Annotated in this window: 19 protein-coding genes and 1 pseudogene; 18 read left to right on the plus strand and 2 right to left on the minus strand. The window is 66.5% G+C overall.

From position 1 onward, the window contains the following. Window positions 1–67 precede the first annotated feature (67 nt). Both J5J86_RS24415 and J5J86_RS05525 read right to left on the minus strand, forming a co-directional pair. Window positions 68–486 (minus strand): annotated as a pseudogene (locus J5J86_RS24415) (HNH endonuclease); the annotation flags it as partial. 164 nt (window positions 487–650) lie between these two features. Then, window positions 651–1,859, minus strand: coding sequence for a GNAT family N-acetyltransferase (locus tag J5J86_RS05525; RefSeq protein ID WP_209103877.1), 1,209 nt, complete (start codon window positions 1,857–1,859; stop codon window positions 651–653). 127 nt (window positions 1,860–1,986) lie between these two features. On the opposite strand from J5J86_RS05525, the gene J5J86_RS05530 reads away from it, so the two are divergent. From J5J86_RS05530 to J5J86_RS05615, 18 genes are all read left to right on the plus strand, one after another. Continuing rightward, the gene (locus tag J5J86_RS05530) at window positions 1,987–3,300 is read left to right on the plus strand and encodes an NAD(P)/FAD-dependent oxidoreductase (RefSeq protein WP_247658423.1); all 1,314 of its coding nucleotides are present in this window, start codon (window positions 1,987–1,989) and stop codon (window positions 3,298–3,300) included. A gap of 23 nt (window positions 3,301–3,323) precedes the next feature. Continuing rightward, complete coding sequence (locus tag J5J86_RS05535; RefSeq protein ID WP_209103879.1) at window positions 3,324–4,841, plus strand: aldehyde dehydrogenase; 1,518 nt, start codon at window positions 3,324–3,326, stop codon at window positions 4,839–4,841. After that, entirely contained in the window at window positions 4,841–5,311 is a 471-nt protein-coding gene (locus tag J5J86_RS05540; protein WP_209103880.1) for a GNAT family N-acetyltransferase, read from the plus strand. The genes J5J86_RS05535 and J5J86_RS05540 overlap by 1 nt, the downstream gene beginning before the upstream one ends. Before the next feature lie 28 nt (window positions 5,312–5,339). Then, window positions 5,340–6,830: an argininosuccinate lyase gene (gene argH / locus J5J86_RS05545; RefSeq protein ID WP_209103881.1), complete on the plus strand. Its 1,491-nt coding sequence runs from the start codon at window positions 5,340–5,342 to the stop codon at window positions 6,828–6,830. Between the two features lie 58 nt (window positions 6,831–6,888). Next, on the plus strand, window positions 6,889–7,746 hold the full coding sequence (locus tag J5J86_RS05550; protein WP_209103882.1) for a transporter substrate-binding domain-containing protein: 858 nt from the start codon (window positions 6,889–6,891) through the stop codon (window positions 7,744–7,746). A gap of 97 nt (window positions 7,747–7,843) precedes the next feature. Beyond that, window positions 7,844–8,515 (plus strand): amino acid ABC transporter permease, encoded by a 672-nt coding sequence (locus J5J86_RS05555; RefSeq protein ID WP_209103883.1) that lies wholly within the window; start codon window positions 7,844–7,846, stop codon window positions 8,513–8,515. Beyond that, a complete protein-coding gene (locus J5J86_RS05560) occupies window positions 8,512–9,195 on the plus strand; it encodes an amino acid ABC transporter permease (RefSeq protein WP_209103884.1) in 684 nt (227 codons plus the stop codon). The genes J5J86_RS05555 and J5J86_RS05560 overlap by 4 nt, the downstream gene beginning before the upstream one ends. Window positions 9,196–9,256: 61 nt before the next feature. Then, entirely contained in the window at window positions 9,257–9,961 is a 705-nt protein-coding gene (locus tag J5J86_RS05565; RefSeq protein WP_274706687.1) for an amino acid ABC transporter ATP-binding protein, read from the plus strand. A 611-nt stretch (window positions 9,962–10,572) separates the two neighbouring features. Next, window positions 10,573–11,562 carry a tripartite tricarboxylate transporter substrate binding protein gene (locus tag J5J86_RS05570; protein ID WP_209103885.1) on the plus strand — a complete coding sequence of 330 codons (990 nt, stop codon included), beginning with the start codon at window positions 10,573–10,575 and terminating at the stop codon, window positions 11,560–11,562. A 5-nt stretch (window positions 11,563–11,567) separates the two neighbouring features. Beyond that, entirely contained in the window at window positions 11,568–11,975 is a 408-nt protein-coding gene (locus J5J86_RS05575; protein WP_209103886.1) for a Zn-ribbon domain-containing OB-fold protein, read from the plus strand. Next, window positions 11,972–13,135, plus strand: a complete 1,164-nt coding sequence (locus tag J5J86_RS05580; protein ID WP_209103887.1) for a thiolase — start codon at window positions 11,972–11,974, stop codon at window positions 13,133–13,135. The genes J5J86_RS05575 and J5J86_RS05580 overlap by 4 nt, the downstream gene beginning before the upstream one ends. A gap of 49 nt (window positions 13,136–13,184) precedes the next feature. Further along, the gene (locus tag J5J86_RS05585) at window positions 13,185–13,853 is read left to right on the plus strand and encodes a 3-oxoacid CoA-transferase subunit A (RefSeq protein WP_209105256.1); all 669 of its coding nucleotides are present in this window, start codon (window positions 13,185–13,187) and stop codon (window positions 13,851–13,853) included. Window positions 13,854–13,865: 12 nt separating this feature from the next. Beyond that, a complete protein-coding gene (locus tag J5J86_RS05590) occupies window positions 13,866–14,507 on the plus strand; it encodes a 3-oxoacid CoA-transferase subunit B (protein ID WP_209103888.1) in 642 nt (213 codons plus the stop codon). Between the two features lie 19 nt (window positions 14,508–14,526). Continuing rightward, entirely contained in the window at window positions 14,527–15,723 is a 1,197-nt protein-coding gene (locus tag J5J86_RS05595; protein ID WP_209103889.1) for an acyl-CoA dehydrogenase family protein, read from the plus strand. Between the two features lie 10 nt (window positions 15,724–15,733). Then, a complete protein-coding gene (locus J5J86_RS05600; RefSeq protein WP_209103890.1) occupies window positions 15,734–16,846 on the plus strand; it encodes an acyl-CoA dehydrogenase family protein in 1,113 nt (370 codons plus the stop codon). 36 nt (window positions 16,847–16,882) lie between these two features. Continuing rightward, window positions 16,883–18,994: a 3-hydroxyacyl-CoA dehydrogenase NAD-binding domain-containing protein gene (locus J5J86_RS05605; protein ID WP_247658088.1), complete on the plus strand. Its 2,112-nt coding sequence runs from the start codon at window positions 16,883–16,885 to the stop codon at window positions 18,992–18,994. A 124-nt stretch (window positions 18,995–19,118) separates the two neighbouring features. Then, entirely contained in the window at window positions 19,119–20,033 is a 915-nt protein-coding gene (locus J5J86_RS05610) for a LysR substrate-binding domain-containing protein (RefSeq protein ID WP_209103891.1), read from the plus strand. 353 nt (window positions 20,034–20,386) lie between these two features. Beyond that, a complete protein-coding gene (locus J5J86_RS05615) occupies window positions 20,387–20,545 on the plus strand; it encodes a hypothetical protein (protein ID WP_209103892.1) in 159 nt (52 codons plus the stop codon). The last annotated feature ends 68 nt before the right edge of the window (window positions 20,546–20,613 follow it).

The raw sequence follows: 20,613 nt of genomic DNA on the forward strand, positions 1-20,613 counted from the left end.
AGGTAGTGCTGGCGCCGTGACAGCCTTGTGACCGACAGGTGAACTTTCGGTCTCTCCTTACCGCTCTGGCCGATGCGGGAGGAGCCTGTCCATCGCAGCTCGCGGGTGTTCCCGATGAGAACAACAGGCGGATATGCGCTGCGGCCACCTTGGCACGCCCGCCGCCATTGATCAGCTTGAGCCCGCTGATGGCACAGCGCTCGTCATAGGCGCGCAGCACGACGCGCCGACAAAATCCAGCTAACTGCCCGGTTCGATGAGAGCGAGAGGCATGCCCGGAGCGGTGGGGTCGGGAACGACGCGCGCGACCCTGGCGATCGCGAAACAGCCGCGGGTCTCCGCCACTTTCCGGGGTTCGTAATAAAAGATCCTGTCGCCGACACAGGCCTCGACGCGTCCCAGATAGGGGCGCGGGAATTGATACCGCTCAGCCGGGCTGTCGCCATAGAGAGAATCCGAGCGGTGATTGAAGATGCCGAATCCCATGTGCCCTGGCGAAAGGATAATCACCGAACTCCGCCCTGGCGTTATCCGCTGAGAGCTGGATCTGCCCATAGCCTCATGGGCGAATGACCTGGCGCCTCGCATCATCGCAATTGTGCTGCAGAGGGATTCGTTTGGTTACCTCCTTCTCGCTGATGGGATTCCGCTCAATCCAGCGGTGATCTCACGAAATGCTCGAGGATTGAGCTGTAGGGCGTGAAACCCACGCGGAGCCAGAACACCCGGCCACCCGGATTGTTCTCGATCGCCTCCAGAATCACGCGGTCTCCAGGACGGAAGCGCGCCGCCACCAAGGCATCAAATGCCGCCTGTCCCAGCCCGTCTCGGCGATAGTGCCGCACGATGTAGAACTGGCGCAGGAACACCCGCTCGCCGGACGGATCGGAGGGCTCTGGCTCTCGGCGGTGGGTGGCGTAGCCAACCACCTCGTCGTCCAGCATGAACAGGTCGACGCTCCACCCCTCCTCGTCTACGAACCGGCCGAAGCGCGCTTCCATCTGCTCGATGGTCATGGGGTTTCGGTGGCCTTCGTCATCAGCCAGTTCGCGGTTCATCCGCGCGAGAAGCGGGAAGTCCGACCGCACATGGGGCCGCACCGTCACCTTGCCAGCGAATTTCGAGGCACCGGCTCCCCCTTTCGGGTCGAGGTCCGCCGATTTCGGCAGGCTGTCCCCATGGGGGCCCAGATATTGCAGGACAATGTCCCGCTCATCGAGGATATGCGCCTTCAGTACCGCCAGAAGCCGCTCCGTGCTGCGGGCGCGAACCGCCTCTAGAATGGCCGCATGCCCGCGCGCGGCGGCCTGGAGCTGCTCGGGATCGGGATGCATCATCAGGTGGACGAGGCGCAGCTCGGTGGCGAGCCGCGTGAAGGTGTCGGTGATGCGCTCATTGTGGCCCGCGCGGCAAAGCGCAGCGTGAAAGGCCACGTCCGCCTCGATCATCCGGCCGGGCGCATTGGCCAAGGCGGCGGTCTCGGTTTCCCGTAAGGCCGCTTCAATGCCGGCGAAGTCAGACGCTTCGATCACCCGGACCGCCTCTTCCGCGGCTGTGCATTCGAGCACGGCCCGCAGCGTGTAGATGTCCGCCACCTCGCGCTGGTTCAGCTTGCGCACGAACGAGCCGCGAAACGGATGCCCGGTCAGGAGGCCGGTCTCCTGGAGCCGACGTGACGCCTCCCGCACGGGTCCGCGGCTGACGCCCAGGCGCTCGGCAATCTCGGCCTCGCGCAGCTTGTCGCCGGGACGCAGTTCGCCGTTGAGGATGATCTGGGAGATTTCCTCGGTCACGGTCTCAACGAGCGTGCGGCGCTTCACGGGGGAAGCGCCCGGCTCCTCGGCGGTGCTGTCCATCATGTCTCCTTCGAACTGCGGGGATCATAAAAGCCCGGAGGGATGGTTCAAGATAATTTATTGTTGACAATATTTTGTCTGGCATATTTTCTGTGACCACCTTCGCAGTGGAGCAGAACCCGTGCCCCCGATGCCTACCGACATTTTCGCCAAGGATTTCAAGGCGGAGCCTTATTGGTGGGACGACGCTGCGCCCCAGACATGCACGCCGGACCTGCCCGCCCAAGCCGATCTCGTCATTGTCGGCAGCGGCTTTTGCGGCCTCGGTGCGGCGCGGCGGGCGCTGGAACTGGGGGCCAAGCCCGTGGTCCTGGATGCCGGGGCCATCGCCGGTGGCGCCAGTTCGCGCAGTGGCGCCATGCTGTCGGCAGGGCAGAAATTCCTGCTGAACGGAACCTCAGACCAATTGGGCGCCGACCTGATCGAAGCCCTGACAACGGCCCATGCCGAGGCCTTCGATCATGTCCGGGGTCTCGCGGCGGCCTATGGCGCGCCCGTCGAACTGTTCCAGCCGTCCGGGCGCCTCTTCCTGGCGGCGGTTCCGAAGGATCTCGACCGCTTCGTCGGCCACGCCCGCATCCTGTCCAGCCTCGCCGGCCTCACGGCCAGCGTGCTCGGGCCGCAGGACTTGCAGCGTGAAATCCGCACGCGCCACTATCATGGCGGGCTCCTGGTGGAGGACTTTGGCGGACTGCACCCCTCGCGCTTTGCGTGCGCCCTGCTCAAGGACGTGCAGCAGCGCGGCGCCATTGTGCGCTCCCACACCGCCGTCAGCACCGTACGCCGGGTGGGCGAGGGTTTCCTCGTTCACACCCCCGCAGGCGACATCCGCACGCCTCATGTGCTCTTCGCCACCAACGCCTATACCGACAGCGCGCAGACCTGGGTGCGCCAGCGCGTGGCACGGGTCGGATCCTACATGATCGCCACCGAGGCCATCGGACGCGAGGCGGTGAGCGCCCTGATGCCCACCCGGCGCATGTATTCGGACAGCAAGCGCAACCTTTGGTATTTCCGCCCCTCCCCGGATGGCACACGCATCCTGCTCGGCGCCCGGCCGGGCCTCATTCCTGGCGTGCCCGAGCGTGCCGCGCCGCTTCTGCATCGCTCTCTCGCCCAGATCTTCCCCAGCCTTGCCACGGTCAAGATCTCTCATGCCTGGAGTGGGTCCGTGGCCATGACGCGCAGCCACCTCCAGCATATGGGCCAGCACGAGGGATGCTGGTTCGCGGTCGGCTGCAATGGCAGCGGCGTCGGCATCATGCCCTGGCTGGGGCAGCTTGCGGTGGAGCGCATGCTGGGCGCGCGCGCAACGCCGACGGTGTTCGAGCGCCTGCCCTTCGGGCGGCTCCCCAATGTGGCGGGGCGGCCCTGGTATGTGCCGGCCGCGGCGGGCGCCTTCGGCTTGATGGATTGGCTCGATCGCAGGCAGGCAAGCCTGTGATTGAGGGATTGGACGGAGCGACCATGACGACCCACCCCTCCCCCCGGCACCACCCCTTCTGGACCGATGTGGCGCGCCTGGTGCAGATCGAGACCCGTGCCTTCATCGACGGTGATTATGTGCCGGCCGCGGATGGGCGCACCTTCGCCTGCATCAATCCGGCCACCGGCGCCGTGCTCGGTGCCGTCGCCGCATGCAGCATCCAGGATGTGGACCGCGCCGCCGCCGCCGCCCGGCGGAGCTTCGAGAGCGGGCGCTGGTCGCGATGCGACCCGGCGGTGCGCCGGCGAACTCTGATCCGGCTCGCGGATCTCATCGAAGAACATCGCGACACCCTCGCGATCCTGGAAACGTTGGACACCGGAAAGCTGATCCGTGATTCCGCAACGCTGGACATTCCGGGTTCGGCCGATGTGTTCCGCTTCTTCGGCGAAGCGTGCGACAAACTCCTCGACGAGGCCGTTCCGGTGGGCACCGGCGCCCTGGCGACCATCACGCGCGAGCCGGTCGGGGTTGTCGGCGCAGTGGTGCCCTGGAACTTCCCGCTCAAGATGGCCGCTTGGAAATGTGCACCCGCACTTGCCGCCGGCAACAGCGTCATTCTCAAGCCGGCGGAGCAGTCCCCGCTCACGGCCCTTTACCTCGCGGGCCTTGCGGCGGAAGCGGGCATTCCCCGCGGCGTCTTCAACGTGCTCCCGGGCTTCGGCCCCGATGCGGGCGCCCCCATCGGCCTGCATCCGGATATTGACTGCGTCGGCTTCACGGGCTCGACCGAAGTGGGCAAGCTGTTCCTCGGCTATGCCGGCAGGTCGAACATGAAGCGGGTCTGGCTGGAATGCGGCGGCAAGAGCGCCTTCATTGTCTTTCCCGATGCGCGCGACCTGAAGGCCGCCGCGCAGGCCGCTGCCGCCGGCATCTTCTTCAACCAGGGTGAGATCTGCTCGGCCACTTCGCGCCTGTTTGTCCATGAGGACATTCGCGCGGACTTCACGGCGCTGCTGCTGGAGGCCGCCCGCGCCTACATGCCGGGCGACCCGCTCGACCTTGCCTCCGGCATGGGCGCCATGGTCAGCGCTGAGCAAACGCAGCGCGTCTTGTCCTATATCGAGACCGGCAAGAGCGAGGCGAACCTGCTGTGCGGCGGCGGCCGGGTGCTGGCGGAAAGCGGGGGCAGCTTCATCGCGCCCACCATCTTCGCCGATGTGGATCCGCGCGCGGTGATCGCCACCGAGGAAATCTTCGGCCCGGTCCTGTCCATCATCCCCTTCCGCAATGAGGCCGAGGTGGTCAGCCTTGCGAACGCCTCCATTTATGGCCTCGGGGCGTCCGTCTGGACCTCGTGTCTCGACCGCGCGGTGCGCCTGTCCCGCGCCCTCCATGTGGGCAGCGTGAGCGTGAACGCGGTTGACCATGTGGACCTGCGCACGCCCTTCGGCGGGGTGAAGCAGTCCGGCAATGGGCGCGATCTCTCGCTGCACGCCTTCGAGAAATATCTCGACCTCAAGACCACCTGGATTTCCATCGGGGAGGCGGCTGCGTGATGACCGCACCAAGCATGCCAGTTCTGCGCACCGCGACCGCCGCGGACCTGCCCGCCATCGCCCGGATGAACCGCGCGCTCATCGAGGACGAGGGCCATCGCAACCCCATGACCCTCGACCAGTTGGAGGCGCGCGCGCAGGGCTTCCTCGACAGCCCCGACTGGCATGTGGACCTGATCGAGCAGGACGGCCGCCTGGCCGGATACGCCACTTGGCGCTGGGAGAGCGACATCGCCGAGCCCTCCGGCCAGCGCATCTATCTGCGCCAGTTCTTCATCGCCCGCGAGGCGCGGGGCGCGGGCCTGGGTCGGCGGGCCTTCACCCTCCTGATGCACGAGCGCTTCCCGCCGGGCGCGCGCATTCTGCTGGAAGTGCTGCACAGCAATCCCACCGGCCAGGCATTCTGGGCGCGCATGGGCTTTGAGCCCTATGCCGTCCATCTGGAACGCCGTGCCGCCCCGACCGTCTGAGACCCCATCGATCACGAGGAAAATCCCGATGAGCGCACCCGTCACCGACGCCACCCGCATCGGACGCGCAAGCGGCGCCAAGGCGCCGGAATTCCAGGAATTGTACGATTTCGACGCGGCCGCCCTGACGCTGACCAGCGCCGTCTTCCCCTATGACAGCAAGATCCACCGCGCCCATGTGGTCATGCTGGCCGAGCAGGCGATCCTGTCCGCCGACGAGGCCAGCCGCATCCTGCGCGGCCTGGCCCTGGCGGACGCACGGGCCGAGGACGATCCCGCCCTGCGGACCTATCTGCCCTATGAGGCCGCGTTGAAGCGCGAGATCGGCTCGGTGGCGGGCAAGATGCATATCGGCCGCAGCCGCAACGACTTGGCCAATGCGGGCAAGCGGATGTTCCTGCGGGACCAGCTGCTGCGGACCATCGCAGCGGTCATCGGGCTGCGCGAAGCCGTGGTCGAGAAGGCGGCGGACCACCTCCACACGGTCATGGTGGTCTATACCCAGCGCAAGGAAGCTCAGCCCATCACGCTCGGCCACTATCTGATGGCCATCAGCGAAAACCTGGGCAAGGCCCTCGACCGGTTCCGCGAGCTCTATCCGCGCGTCAACCAGTGCCCGCTCGGCGCGGCCGCCACCGCCGGAACGGGCTGGCCGCTCGATCGCGAGCGTACGGCGGCGCTCCTGGGCTTTGACGGGCTGGTGGTGAACAGCATCGAGGGCGTTGCCGGTTGGGACCATGTGGCGGAGTTCGCCTTCGACAACGCGCTCTTCCTCAGCGCCCTGAGCCGCCTCGCCTCGGAGATCCAGCTCTGGAGCAGCGACGAATACCAGATGGCGGAGCTGGATGCCTCCTTCGCCGGCACCAGCAGCATCATGCCGCAGAAGAAGAATCCGGATTCCCTGGAGCGCAGCCGCAAGGCGGCGTTCGCGGCCATGGGGCCGCTGGTCGGCATCCTCACCTCACTGAACGGCATCGAATATCAATACAGCGCCGCCCGCGTGGAACTGGAGCCGCGCTCCATCGACGCCATGATCGCCGCCACCCATGCCATGACCGGCGTGGTGCGCACCCTGCATCCCAACAAGGCGCAGATGCTGCGCTATGCGGCGGAAAACTACGCCACCATGACGGACCTGACCGACATGCTGGTGCGCCGCGTGGGCATCGACTACCGGGAGGCCCACGAGATCGTGGCCCGGGTGGTGATGAGCGCCATCGAGCGAGGCATCAAGGCGAACCATATCGGGCTCGACTTGGTCCAGGAGGCCGCCATCGCCCAGACCGGCCAGCCCATCGCGGTGGGGGCGCAGGACATCGCCGACGCCCTCGACCCGGTGCAGAACGTGGCGCGCCGCAAGGGCAAGGGCATGCCGGCGCCGGACTCCGTAAAGGCCGCCATTGACGAGGCGCGCCTCGCCCTTGACGCCGACCGCTCCTGGCTGGACCGGACCACCCAGCGGCTCGCCACGGCGGACGCCCAGCTCGCCGCCGCGGTCGCGGCCAATTGCGGCGGCTGAAGCCGCCCCGCCACAGCAATCAAACGTCCGCGGATGGCTCAAAAAAGAGGGGACAGCCATGACGAAGACCCGTTTGTTCTGCCTGACCATATGGATGACCACCGCCGTCGCCGGCACGGCCTGGGCCCAGCAGATCCCGGTGCCGGCGAGTCTTAAGGAAAAGGGAGAGCTGCGGGTGGGCGTCAAATGCGACAGCCCTCCCGCAGGTTTCCTCGACGAGAAGGGCAACCCGGCCGGCATCGACGTGGACATGGCGCGCCACATGGCCGAGCGCGCCTTCGGCGACCCCGGCAAGGCGGTCTTCACCTGCGTCACCGCTGCGACCCGCGTCCAGATGCTTGCCTCCGGCAAGGTGGACGTGCTGTTCGCCACCATGGGGGTCACCGAGGAGCGCAAGCAGACGGTGGACTTCGCCACCTCCACCAATTGGGGTGCCTCCGGCATCCTGGTGCGGGCCGGCGAGGACGTCCGCAGCCTTGATGACCTCAAGGGCAAGACCTTGCTGACCAACAAGGGCGCCTGGCAGGTGGGCTTCCTTGAGAAGAACTATCCCCAGATCAAGCTCGTCAAGTATGACAACATCGCCGACGCCATCCAGTCCCTGCGCCAGGGCCGGGGCGATGGGGTGACGCAGGACAGCCACGTTCTGGTGGTGGCCGCCAGCAAGGATCCTCGCCTGAAGGTGTCTGACGTGGTGTTCCAGATCGGCTGGTCCGCACCCGCCGTCCGGCGCGGCGACACCGCCATGCGCGAATTCATCAGCGCCATGGTGAGCCAGGCCAAGACCGACGGCACCTACCGTGCCGCCGTCGAGCGCTATGCCGGGGAAGCCGACCTGGAGGAGCGCCTCCACAGCTACACGACCTTGCCGCCGGATGGGTCCTCCGACCAGAACAGCGTGCTTCCGCCCCCTTGAGCCGGGTTCCCCCTGCGGACGGCCTCGGCGCCGTCCCTCGTCCTGTGCGGGTGGCCCTCGACGCCTTCCCGCCGCCCCTCACAGGGACCCCTGCGCCATGATGAGTTCGCCATTCGACTGGAGCTATCTCTGGTCCATCTCACCCCTCTTCCTGAAGGGCCTGGAGATGACCGTCTTCCTTGCGGTCGTCTGCAATGGGCTCGCCGTGGTCCTGGCCTATGTCCTGGCTGCGGCGCTGCATTTCCGCATCAAGGTGGTGCAGGACATCATCCGGTTCTATGTCTCCTTCATCCGCAACACGCCGTTGCTGGTTCAGATCTTCTTCTTTTATTTCGGCATGCCGGAAATTGGCGTCAGCGCGCCACCGACCACCTCCGGTGTGATCGTGCTGACGCTTTGGGCCTGCGCCTACCAGACCGCCAACCTCAGGGGCGCCATCGCGGCCGTGCCCCGCACCCTGACGGAGACGGTGCGCGCCCTTGGATTGAAGCCGATCGACGCCTTCATCTTCATCATCGCCCCGGTGGCCACGCGCGCGGTGGTGCCGGCCATGATGAACACCATGGTGTCCACCATCAAGAATTCCGCCCTGCTCAGCGCCATCGGCGTGCCCGAGCTCACCTTCGTGGCCATGGACAACATCGCCGAGACCTACCGTTCCATCGAGAATTTCGTGGCTCTGCTCATCGGCTATCTCGCCGTCGTCCTCGGCTTCTCGGCCATGATGACCAGCTTCGAGCGCCATCTCGGGAAGGGCTATCGCAGATGAACCTCTCCCTCATCACCCAGAATGGCGGCTTCTTTCTTCAAGCCGGCATCACGGCGTTGGAGATTTTCGGCGCCAGTGTCTTCTTCTCGACGCTCATCGCCGTCACCTGCGGCACGCTGGCCACCTTGAGGGCCGCTCCTGTGCGGGTGCCGGTGCGCATCGTCATCGAGTTCTTTCGCGACGTCCCGCAGATCGTGAGCGTCTTCTTCATTTTCTTCGGCGCTCCGGCTTTCGGGCTGCAATTGGGACCGCTGGCCGCGACCATCCTGGCGCTCTCGCTTTGGGGCGGGGCGAACGGCGCGGAGATCGTGCGCGGCGGCATCACCGCCGTGTCCCATCACCAGTTCGAAAGCGCCCGCTCCCTGGGTCTCGGCCCGGTGGCGATCTTCACCTCCATCATCCTGCCGCAGGCGGTCATGCCGGTGATCCCGGCCTATGCGGGCCTGTGCAACATCCTGATGCACTCCACGTCGCTCGCCGCCCTCATCGGCGTGGTGGAGCTGCTCAAGAGCGCCCAGATCGTCATCGATCGGGCCTCTTACTACCAGGGCGGCGCGCCGGGACTGACCGTCTACGGCTTCATCCTGCTGATCTATTACGTTGCCGGCCTGCTGATGTCGGCCGCGATCTCCTGGCTTGAACAGCGCTTCGGCCAGTCACGCGCCGAGCAGCGCTTCTGAGGGAAAGGGAACGGTCATGGAGCAAGCGTAGGCCCCTCAGGTCATTTCGACGGTCAATCTGGTGAAGTCTTACGGCAAGGTGCAGGTCCTGGAGGACATCGCCTTTTCCATCGCCAAGGGCGAGCGTGTGGTCATCATGGGCTCCTCGGGCTCGGGCAAGAGCACCTTCATCCGCTGCCTCAACGGCCTGGAGGCGATCCAAGGGGGAAGCATCGTCTTCGACGGACGGGAGATTGGGGGCCTGGCGGAACGGGAATGGCGGCTGGTGCGGCGGCGGATCGGCATGGTGTTCCAGAACTATGCGCTGTTTCCGCACATGAATGCCCTGCGCAACCTGACCTTCGCGCCCGTGCGCGAGGGCCTGATGGTGCGAGAGGCGGCGGAAGCGCGGGCCTTGGCCCTGCTGGCGCGGGTGGGGCTGGCGGACAAGGCGCAGTCCTATCCGGCCCAGCTCTCGGGCCGCCAGCAGCAGCGCGTCGCCATCGTCCGCGCCATGATGATGTCGCCGGACGTCATGCTGTTTGACGAGCCAACCTCCGCCCTCGATCCGGAAACGGTGGGCGAGGTGCTCGCCATCATCCAGGACCTGACGTCCGAGGGGCTGACCTCCATCATCGTGACCCACGAAATGGGCTTCGCCCGGCGCTGCGCCGACAGGATCGTCTATATGGATCGCGGCCGTATCGTGGAGGAAGCGCATCCGGAGGCCTTCTTCACCCAGCCGCAGACCGAGCGCGCGCGGCGCTTCATTTCGACCCATAAATAGGCGGCCACCTGAACCGCCCCGGGTTTGCCGGAGGCCCCAACTCCTGAGAGATAGGGGCCGTTATGAGCAACAAGGTGACGAGCAAGTTTTCGCCTGAGGCGCGCGGGCCCGGTGCGGATGGCGCTGGACCACGAGAGGGATCATCCCTCTCGGTGGGCGGAGATGGTGTCGATTGCCGAGAACATGGGGTGCACGGCCCAGGCCCTCAACGGTCGGGTCAAGAAGGCCGAGGTGGACGCGGGTAGGCGAGCGGGCTTCGTTCTCGACAGGCGCAGCGTTCCATGGCGGGATGGCGGTGATCGCACGCTTGCAGCTCGACCCACACAAATTCCGTGTTGGTCCGCCAGCAAAGACCACCGAACATCGCTCCTCCCGTGCACGCCGCGCTGCAACCCGGGCGAATCTCGGCATCGCGGCGTTATCCGTTCGATTCATCCGTCAAAGTCTTGCCACGGCCCGCAAAGGATCGGGTCGCGAGTTTGAAATGGGGGAAACCTCGCTTTGGATCTTTGCGATGGCCGCGGTGCCCCTCAGCCGATAGCCATTAGACAAAGTCATCGCAGCGTTGCCTTCGCAACGACAGCGAAGAAAAATCCAAAGGGAGGAATGAAATGCGCATCTCGCGGCGCGAGCTTAGTCTTTTTCTTGGGTCTGCCATCGGCGGCGCTGCAGCAGGCCTCCATGTCCTGCCGTCCTTTGCCGCTGAAGACTATCCGGCGCGCCCGGTGGCCATCGTCGTGTCGTTTGCGCCTGGGGGCATGACGGATACGGTCGCCCGACTTCTCGGCACCGATCTGGCTAAGGCGCTCGGGCAGCCGTTCGTGGTCGAGAACCGGGCCGGAGCGGCAGGCCAGGTCGGGACCGAATATGTCGCGCGCAAGCCCCCGGACGGCTACACGCTTCTCGTGAGCGCCACGGGCCATGTCATCGGCCCGGCCGTTCAGAAGGTGAACTACGACCCAGTATCGGACTTCGCGGTCCTCGCGATCCTCGCGCGGGCTCCCAACCTGTTGCTGGTCCACAAGTCCGTCCCCGTCAGCACCGTCCCGGAATTCCTGGCTTGGATGAAAGCCGAGGGAGAGGTCCCCTATGCGTCGGCGGGCGCGGGCGGATCGACCCATCTCGCGGGTGAACTACTGCGCACCATGTCCGGCGGCGGGCTCGTGCATGTGCCCTATAAGGGCGCGGCGCCCGCCATCAACGACTTGGCGGCAGGTCATGTGAAGATGGCGTTCCAAGACTCCATGAGCGTGGCCGCCTTCATCGCCAGCGGCGACGTGAAGCCCATCGCTGTGACGACCCTCGATCGCAGCCCGCTCTTTCCGGATCTGCCGACGCTGAACGAATCCGGCTTCCCGGGCTTCGATCTCTACACATGGCTGGGCTTTTACGCGCCGAAGGGCACGCCTTCCGACATCGTGCAACTCCTCAATCGCGAGGCGAACCGGATCACGCACCAGCCTTCCACACTGGAATGGTTGCACAAGATGAACTGCGAGCCCGCGCCCGCCTTCGACCCGCAGGAGGCGGCGGCCTTCGTCGCCGACGAAGTCAAGAAGTGGGCGGGCGTCGTGAAGACCAGTGGCGTCAAGGTGCAGTGAGCCACATGGCAGAGCAGAGAGACACCAGCGACGCCGCGCCGCCCCTGTGCGCCAGCGCGGCGGACAAGACTTATCTCGCGCATCTCGCCACCGGCGCATTCCATATCCAGCGGTGCGACGACTGCGGCAAGGGCGTGTTCTATCCCCGCGCCATCTGCCCCCATTGCGGCGGGCAGAGCTTGTCCTGGTTCCGGCCAAGCGGCGCCGGAACGGTTTATTCGACCACCACGGTGCGGGGGCGGGACAGGATGTACAACGTCTGTCTCGTCGATCTCGACGAGGGTCCCCGCCTCATGAGCCGCGTCGTGGGAATGGACAGCCTCGACGTGAAGATCGGACTGCGCGTGACAGCGAAAGTGATCGAGACCGACGACGGCACTCCCCTCCTCGTGTTCGAAAGGATGCCCACATGAGCGCGGCGTCTCGGCGGGGAGCCATCGCCATCCTCGGCGTCGGGCAGGCCGGCTGCGGCGACGCAGGCGGGCGCTCCGAGCAGGAAATCGTCGCCGATGCGGCCGCGCAGGCCATCCGCAGCAGCGGCCTCGCCAAGAGCGACATCGATGGCATCATGACCGCGAGCCTCACCTCGCCGTGGTGGGTCATGCGAATGGCGGAGTATCTCGGCATCCGCCCCAAATTTTCCGACAACACGATGCACGGCGGCTCGTCCTTCATCGCCCATCTGCATATGGCAGCCTTGGCGCTCGAGGCGCGCGAGTGCAACGCCATTCTCGTTTGCTATGGAGCGACCCCGCGCAGCGCGCCGAGCAGCAGCCGGGTCAACGCCATGCGGGCCGAGCTCGACCCTCAGCTCTACGAGCACCCCTACAAACCCTTCAATCCGGTGAGCAGCTACGCCCTCGCCGCGGCCCGCCACATGCACCAGTACGGCACGACGCGCGAGCAATTGGCCGATGTGGCGGTAGCGGCCCGCAAATGGGCGCAGCTCAACCCCGAGGCCTTTGCGCGCGGCCCCCTCACGGTGGAGGACGTGCTCGCCGCTCCCATGATTTCCGATCCGCTGACGGTGCGGGACTGCTGCCTCGTCACCGACGGGGCCGGCGCCTATGTGGTGATGCGCTCTGAGGATGCGAGGGTCATCCACCCCAAGCCCATCTATGTCCTCGGCACGGGAGTGGCCCACTGGCACAGGCAGATCTCCTCCATGGAGGACCTGACCGTGACCCCGGCAGCGCAGAGCGGGCCGACGGCGTTCGCCCGAGCGGGGCTCAAACCGTCGGACATCGACATCGTCGAGCTCTATGATGCCTTCACCATCAATCCCATCCTGTTCCTCGAGGATCTCGGCTTCTGCCGGAAAGGGGAAGGCGGCGCCTTCGTTTCCGGCGGGCGCCTCGCGCCGGGCGGGGATCTGCCGGTGAACACGAACGGCGGCGGTCTCTCCTTCACCCACCCCGGCATGTACAGCATTTTCCTCGTGGTCGAGGCGGTGCGCCAGTTGCGCCAGGAGGCCGGCGCCCGGCAGGTGGCCAAGGCGGACACCGCCCTCGTCCACGGCAATGGCGGGGTGCTTTCAGCCCAGGCGACCGCCATCCTGGCGAGCAGCCTGTGATGCCGCTCCCATCCAGCAAATCTCCCATTTGAAGAGCGCGTGAGACATGGTGGACAAATTCTGCGCGTCGCTTGACGCGGCGGTTGCCGACATCCCGGACGGAGCGACACTGCTCGTGAGCGGCTTCGGCACCGCCGGCCAGCCCATCGACCTTCTGGAAGCCGTCGCCCGCCAGGGAGCGCGCGACCTGACCGTGGTCTGCAACAACAGCGGCTCCGGCGAGAATGGCCTTGCTTTGCTGATCAAGCTCGGCCGCGTGCGCAAGCTCGTCGCGTCCTATCCCCGCGGGCCGGAGAGCCAGGTGTTCGAGGACATGTTCCGCAAGGGTGAGATCGCGTTCGAGTGCGTGCCCCAGGGCACTCTCGCTGAGCGGCTGCGCGCGGCGGGTGCCGGCCTCGGCGGTTTCCTGACGCCCACCTCGTACGGCACTGCCTTGGCCGATGGGAAGGAGACCCGCGTCATTGACGGCAAGGGGTATGTCTTCGAGTTGCCGCTCAAGGGCGATTTTGCCCTGGTCCGTGCGGACACCGCCGATCCTTGGGGCAACCTGATCTTTCGCAAGACTGGGCGAAACTTCGGTCCTCTCATGGCCATGGCTGCGACCACCACCGTGGTTCAGGTGCGCCGGCGCGCAGAACTCGGCGAAATCGACCCCGAGCAGGTGATCACGCCCGGGATTTTCGTCCAGCGCGTCGTCGAGCACGCAACGGCTGCGTGAGGGGAGGAAGCCATGGAACAACGACGCTCACGCACCGAAATCGCGGCTCGGGTCGCCGCGGACATTCCTGACGGCGCCTATGTCAACCTGGGGATCGGCATGCCCGTCCTCGTGCTCGACCAGATCGGTCCAGAGCGCACCGTGTTCGTTCACAGCGAAAACGGCGTGCTCGGCATGCGCGCCCTGCGCCCGGACGAGCCCGTGGACCCGGAGCTGACCAATGCCTCCAAGCGTCCGGTCGGCATCCTGCCAGGGGCGGCTTTCTTCCACCACGCGGATTCCTTCGCGATGATGCGGGGCGGGCACCTCGATTATTGCGTGCTCGGCGGCTACGAGGTCGCCGCGAACGGAGACCTCGCCAACTGGTCCCTGGGGGACACCGGCGTCGCCGCGGCCGTCGGCGGCGCCATGGACCTCGCCGTGGGGGCGAAGCGCGTCTTCGTCATGATGGAACATGAAACGCGCGACGGGCGACCGCGCCTCGTGGCGCAGCTCAGCCTGCCCGTCACCGGCCTTGGGGCCGTGAGCCGCATCTACACTGATCTCGCCACCATCGACCTGGACCGCGAGGGCTTCCTCGTACGCGACATGGTCGCGGGCCTCTCCCTGGACGAACTGCAGGCGCGCACCGGCGCGCCCTTGCGCTTCGCCTGAGGCGCGGAAGGCCGGATCGATGGACTTCGACGATTCCCCAGCCGAAAGCACCTTCCGCGAGGAGGTCCGTGCGTTCCTGAAGGGTCACCTGCCCGCCGACCTCTCGGGCAAGGTGCTGGGCCATCGCCGCCTGCACAAGGAGGATTTCCTGCGCTGGCAGGCGATCCTGCTGAAGCGCGGCTGGGTCGCCCCGGCCTGGCCGAAGGAACACGGCGGCACGGGGTGGTCGGCCATTGAACGCGGCATCTTCGACGAGGAATGCGCATTGGCGGGAGCGCCGGAGCTTCCGGCCTTCGGCGTGCGCATGATCGGCCCGGTGCTCATCGCGTTCGGGACCGAGGCGCAGAAGCAGCACTTACTGCCGCGTATTCTCGATGGCTCAGACTGGTGGTGCCAAGGCTATTCCGAGCCCGGTGCCGGCTCGGACCTCGCGGCTTTGTCCACCCGCGCGGAGATCGACGGGGCTGACTTCGTCGTCAACGGCCAGAAGATCTGGACCACCTATGCGCACTACGCGAACATGATGTTCGCACTGGTGCGCACGGCCTCCACCGGGAAAAAGCAGGAGGGTATCTCCTTCCTGCTGGTGGATATGACGACGCCGGGCATCACCGTGCGCCCCATCATCACCCTGGATGGCGAGCACGAGATCAACGAAGTCTTCTTCGACAATGTGCGTGTGCCCCGCGCTAACCTGGTGGGCGAGCTGAACCAGGGCTGGACCTGCGCCAAGTATCTGCTTGGACACGAGCGCTTCGGCGCCGCGCGGGTGGGGCGCGCCAAGCGAGAGGTGGCCTTCCTGCGCCGCATCGCCACCGAGCGGATCGTGGACGGTATTCCCCTCGCCGAGTCCCCCGCCTTCGCCGAGAAGCTCGCGCGGCTCGAGATTGATCTGATGGCGCTCGAATGCACCAGCCTGCGCATGAGCGTGGCTGCGACGGAAGGCGCAATCGACGGTACCGAGGCTTCGCTCCTGAAGCTGCTTGGCGCCCGCGTGGCACAGGCCGCTTCCGCCCTCGCCCTCGACGTGGCCGGTCCCTATGCGCTGCCCTACCGACCCGCGGATTTCGAGCTCAACTCGGACCTGGAGCCGGTGGGCCCGGACTATTCCGGCCCTCTGGCGGCTTATTACATGAACCTACGCAAGATCACGATCTATGGCGGCACAGACGAGGTCCAGCACAACATCATCGCCAAAGCGCGGCTCGGGCTGTGAGGACGACGCCTTGCAGCTTCAACTGAGCGAGGAGCAGCGCCTGCTCGCGGACACCACCCGGCGCCTGCTGGACCGGCACCACCATGTCAGCCGGCGCGAGATGGGGATCGCCGGGAGCGACGCGGGACTCTGGACCACCTTCGCCGAGGCCGGCCTGCTTAGCCTGCTCGTGCCGGAGGCACAGGGCGGCCTCGGAGCTGGCGGCGTCGAGACCCATATCGTGATGGAGGAGATGGGTCGGGCTCTGGTGGCTGTGCCCTATCCCGAAGCCGCGGTGATGGCCACATGCCTGATCGCGGATCTTGCAAGCCCAGCCCAGCGGGACACATGGCTGCCGGCCATGGCCGAAGGACACCTTCTCCTCGTTCCGGCGCTGGCCGAGCCGCAGACTGGCTATGGCCTTTCCACGCCTGGCACCGTCGCCACCCGGCATGCGGACGGATTCGTCCTGAACGGCCACAAGAGTGTCGTCGTCGCAGGCGATGCGGCAGACGGTCTCCTCGTCTCCGCTCGCGCCGAAGAGGCCGTCTGCCTCTTCCATGTGCCGCGAGACGCACCCGGTGTCCGGACGCTGGCCTATCCCACCATCCATGGCGGGACGGCGGCGGAGATCACATTCGAGGGCGTGCGCGTGGGGGAGGATGCAAGCGTCGGCGTGCCAGGCGCGGCGGGGCCGGCCATTGCGGCGGCTGCGGACCGCGGGGCAGCCGCCTTGTGCGCGGAGAGTGTCGGCATCATGACCGCCCTGTTCGAGGCGGTGCTTGCCTACGTCAAGCAGCGCCGGCAGTTCGGCGCCACCGTCGGCAGCTTCCAGGCGGTTCAGCATCAGCTCGTGGATGCATTGCTGCTGCTGGAGGAGGCACGCTCCCTCGCCTGGCTCGCCTCAAGTTCGCTCCATCTGCCCCCGCAACAGCGCGGCCTGCGGGTCTCAGCAGCCAAGCACAAGGCCGACGTCGCCTCGCGCCATATCGCCGAGAAGGCCGTCCAGTTGCACGGCGGAATCGGCATGACCGACGAGCTTCCCATCGGCCGCTACATGCGCCGTCTCATCGCCATCCAGCACACCCTCGGCGACGCCGATTTCCACCTGCGCCGCTTCGCGGCGTCGGGCGCAGCCGCCTGACCGGCACCGCCAATCCGCACATTCTGGAATACCGACATGACCCTTGATCTCGCGACCGTCGCCTTGAGCGACACCGTAACCTGGGCCCTGGCCAACAGGGTCGCCCTCCTCACCATCGACAACCCGCCGGTGAATAGCCTGGGGCACAGCGTGCGACAGGGCCTCGCCGCCGGCATTGCAAAGGCGCTCGGTGATGCGGCGGTCGATGCAGTGGTGATCCGCGGGGCCGGCAGGATGTTCTGCGGCGGCGCCGACATTCGCCAGTTCAACACCCCCGCCGCCACAGCGGAGCCGCTGACCAGGGATATTCTGAGCGCCGTCGAGAACGGACGGAAGCCGGTGATCGCCGCCATCCATGGCGTCGCCCTCGGCGGCGGCCTGGAACTGGCGCTCGGCTGCCACTACCGGATCATCGCCCCCGACGCCAAGGTGGGCCTGCCCGAGATCAAGCTCGGCATCATTCCCGGCGGCGGCGGCACCCAGCGCCTGCCGCGTCTCGCGGGAATCGCCGCGGCGGTGGAAATGATCCTCGGTGGCGCCGCCGTCTCCGCCGGCCGCGCGCTGGAGCTCGGCATCGTGGACCGCATCGCAGAGGGGGACCTTACCGGGGAGGCGCTCGCCTTCGCCGCGGAGGTCGCGGAGCTCGGGGACCTGCCCCTCGCCGCGCTCCGGCCGGCTCCGGCGGACGATGATGGGATCATTGCCCGCGAGGAGGCTCGCATGTCCGGAGCCCGGCGCACGGGCGCCGCGGAGCGTGCCGCCGTCGCAGCGATCGCTGCCGCGGCCACCCAACCGTTCGAGGCAGGTCTCGCTTTCGAGCGCGCCCAGTTCCTAACGCTGCTGGAAGGGACCGAGTCCAAAGCGATCCGCCACCTCTTCCTGGCCGAGCGAGCGGCCGTCAAGGTGCCCGGGATCACCGGCGTCGCGGCGCCGCACGAGGTCAAGTCGGTGGGCATCATCGGCGCGGGCACCATGGGCGGCGCCATCGCCATGGCCTTCGCCAACGCAGGCATTCCCGTGACGCTCGTGGAGCGCGAGGACACCGCTCTGGAACGCGGCCTGTCCGCCATCCGCAAGAATTACGGCATCACGGTCGCCAAGGGCCGTCTCGCTGCCGAGGATATGGAAGCGCGCATCGCGCGCATCTCACCCACCACGGACCTCGCCGCCCTCGCGGACGCAGATCTCATCATTGAGGCGGTGTTCGAGGACATGGCCGTGAAGCAGACGCTTTTTCGTCAGCTTGACGGCATCTGCAAGCCGGGCGCGGTGCTCGCCACCAACACCTCCCGCCTCAACGTCAATGAGGTCGCCGCCGCAACCGCGCGGCCGGAGGCGGTCATCGGCCTGCACTTCTTCAGCCCGGCCAATGTGATGCGGCTGCTGGAAATCGTGCGGGCCGACAAGACGGCGCCGGAAGTGATTGCCACCAGCATGGCGGTGGCTCAGCATATCGGCAAGACGCCCGTGCTGGTGGGCGTGTGCGAAGGCTTCGTGGGCAACCGCATGCTCACCGCTTATTGGCGCGAGGCCGGGTTCTTACTGGAGGAGGGCGCCAGCCCACGCCAGATCGACAAGGCCCTGGAGGACTTCGGCATGGCCATGGGCCCCCTCGCCATGGCCGATCTCGCTGGACTCGACATCAACTGGGCGACACGCAAGCGCCTCGCGCCTACCCGGCCGAAGCATCTGCGCTACTCCCAGGTGGCCGACCGCATCTGCGAGCTGGGCCGGTTCGGCCAGAAGACGGGCGCCGGCTACTACCGATATGAGAACGGGAGCCGGGCGCCCATCCCCGACCCCGTCGTCGATGCCTTGATCGAGGATTGCGCCCGCGAGGCCGGGATCACGCGGCGCGCAGTCTCCGACGAGGAGATCGTGGAGCGCGCCATCTACGCGCTGGTGAACGAGGCGGCCTACATCCTGGAGGACGGCATCGCCCAGCGCGCCTCCGACATCGACGTGGTCTACGTGAACGGCTACGGCTTCCCCCCCGCGCGCGGCGGCCCCATGTTCTATGCGGACACGGTGGGGCCGGCGCGCGTGCTGGAGCGGATCGACGCCTGGGAGAAGACACAGGGGGCGCATTGGAGGCCCTCTCCGCTCTTCCGCCGTGTCGCCGAGGGCGGCGGGCGCTTCAACGGGTGAGGAACGGCACATGTCGCGGATGCGAGCGGTGCCCGGCGATGGGGCGAGCACGAGAGGTTTCGCAGCAGCCCTGGGCGAGGCTCCCCTCTCGCCGGCCGTTGACCGGGGGGCTATGATCCCAACCATGGGATACGATTCCACCGCCGCGTACATGCGTTACGATCTCACCGACCTCAAGCTCTTTCGAGCGATCGCCGAGACCGAGAGCCTGTCGGCTGGAGCGGCTCAAATCTACCTGTCTCCCGGTTCGGCGAGCTACCGGCTGAAGAACCTGGAGCGCACCGTGGGCACGGCGCTTTTCCTGCGCACGCCCAAGGGCATGGAACTGACGCCAGCGGGCACGAACCTGCTGAAGCATGTGGCGCGGGTGTTCGCCGACCTCGAATGCATGCACGGTGAGATGAGCAGCTTCGCGAAGGGCATGCGGGGCAGCATCCGGCTATTCGCCAATAGTAGCTCTCTGAACGGTTTCCTTCCTCGGGATCTTGCCGCTTTCTTGGTGGCGAATGATCAGGTCAACATCGAGCTGGAAGAGCACAATAGCGACGACATCGTACTCGCGGTGAGCGATGGAATTGCCAACATCGGCATCATGGCGAGCGAGATCGAATCGGGCAACCTTCAGGTGTTCCCCTATGCGGAGGACGACCTCGTCGTCGTGGTTCCCGAAGGGCATCCGCTGGCCGGCCGCTCCGCAATCCGCTTCGATGAAGCGCTTGGTTGCGATTTCGTGTGCATGCACCGAACCACAAGCAATTTCCAATTTCTTTCTGCTACGGCTGCGCGGCTCGGAAAGCACCTGAGGGTACGCATCCACGCCCAGAACTTCGCCACGGTCCTCCAACTCGTCGCATCTGATGTGGGCGTCGCTCTGGTCCCGCGCAGCGTTATCGGCAATGCAGCAAGCGAAAGAAGCTGCATCGCCATTCCGCTGATCGACGAATGGGCACACCGCAAGCTGAAGATCGTGGTGCGCGACATCGGCAGCAGCCCCGGATTCCTGAAGAGCCTGGTCGATCATCTGCTGCAACGCGTCTGATCCGGGCCGGGAGTTTCGGCGTCCCGCCCGGCCGACCACCCACCACCGGACGGCAGAGTGACCCGCGCCATTCGATTGCGGCACCGTCGCGAGTGCGATGGCCGTGACCGGGCAGCCTTCGCGGAACCCAGTTGGAACTTGCCCTCCGGGAAGTGGCGAAAGAACGAGCCTTTATGCCAGGACGTCGACGCCGATATTCCCTCCGGCGTCTATTGGGCATGGCGTCGCCTGTGCCTACGCAGGGACTACCAACGGTCGGAATGGGGGCAGCCTCTCCGCGCCCGCGCGTCGAGGCGGCGCCCTTTTCGCTCACCATTGTGCCAATCTAGGACGACATCCTCATTGCGCCGCACATGGTCAGCAAGCTGCCGTGGCTCTATCCACATGCCGATCTGCATGAATCCCTTCTGGATCCGCGCCGGATCTGGCCGAAGGCCATCGCCCAAGACAGCGCCTTGCTGCAACGCAACGCCGCCTGCTGGCCGCTCATCGCCGCGCCTCTCGCGGGCTGAAGCAGGCGGACCAGCCATTCCAAATGGCTGAACGCGCCCTTCCATTCTTTAAGCTGGCCAATGACCCG

Origin of the sequence: Aquabacter sp. L1I39 (assembly GCF_017742835.1) — a bacterium.
Lineage (GTDB): Bacteria > Pseudomonadota > Alphaproteobacteria > Rhizobiales > Xanthobacteraceae > L1I39.

Bases quoted from the DNA above. Each gene is read 5' to 3' on its own strand.
- J5J86_RS05525 (WP_209103877.1), bottom strand. From the start codon at position 1,859: ATGATGGACAGCACCGCCGAGGAGCCGGGCGCTTCCCCCGTGAAGCGC.
- J5J86_RS05530 (WP_247658423.1), top strand. From the start codon at position 1,987: ATGCCTACCGACATTTTCGCCAAGGATTTCAAGGCGGAGCCTTATTGG.
- J5J86_RS05535 (WP_209103879.1), top strand. From the start codon at position 3,324: ATGACGACCCACCCCTCCCCCCGGCACCACCCCTTCTGGACCGATGTG.
- J5J86_RS05540 (WP_209103880.1), top strand. From the start codon at position 4,841: ATGACCGCACCAAGCATGCCAGTTCTGCGCACCGCGACCGCCGCGGAC.
- argH (WP_209103881.1), top strand. From the start codon at position 5,340: ATGAGCGCACCCGTCACCGACGCCACCCGCATCGGACGCGCAAGCGGC.
- J5J86_RS05550 (WP_209103882.1), top strand. From the start codon at position 6,889: ATGACGAAGACCCGTTTGTTCTGCCTGACCATATGGATGACCACCGCC.
- J5J86_RS05555 (WP_209103883.1), top strand. From the start codon at position 7,844: ATGATGAGTTCGCCATTCGACTGGAGCTATCTCTGGTCCATCTCACCC.
- J5J86_RS05560 (WP_209103884.1), top strand. From the start codon at position 8,512: ATGAACCTCTCCCTCATCACCCAGAATGGCGGCTTCTTTCTTCAAGCC.
- J5J86_RS05570 (WP_209103885.1), top strand. From the start codon at position 10,573: ATGCGCATCTCGCGGCGCGAGCTTAGTCTTTTTCTTGGGTCTGCCATC.
- J5J86_RS05575 (WP_209103886.1), top strand. From the start codon at position 11,568: ATGGCAGAGCAGAGAGACACCAGCGACGCCGCGCCGCCCCTGTGCGCC.
- J5J86_RS05580 (WP_209103887.1), top strand. From the start codon at position 11,972: ATGAGCGCGGCGTCTCGGCGGGGAGCCATCGCCATCCTCGGCGTCGGG.
- J5J86_RS05590 (WP_209103888.1), top strand. From the start codon at position 13,866: ATGGAACAACGACGCTCACGCACCGAAATCGCGGCTCGGGTCGCCGCG.
- J5J86_RS05595 (WP_209103889.1), top strand. From the start codon at position 14,527: ATGGACTTCGACGATTCCCCAGCCGAAAGCACCTTCCGCGAGGAGGTC.
- J5J86_RS05605 (WP_247658088.1), top strand. From the start codon at position 16,883: ATGACCCTTGATCTCGCGACCGTCGCCTTGAGCGACACCGTAACCTGG.
- J5J86_RS05610 (WP_209103891.1), top strand. From the start codon at position 19,119: ATGGGATACGATTCCACCGCCGCGTACATGCGTTACGATCTCACCGAC.
- J5J86_RS05615 (WP_209103892.1), top strand. From the start codon at position 20,387: ATGGTCAGCAAGCTGCCGTGGCTCTATCCACATGCCGATCTGCATGAA.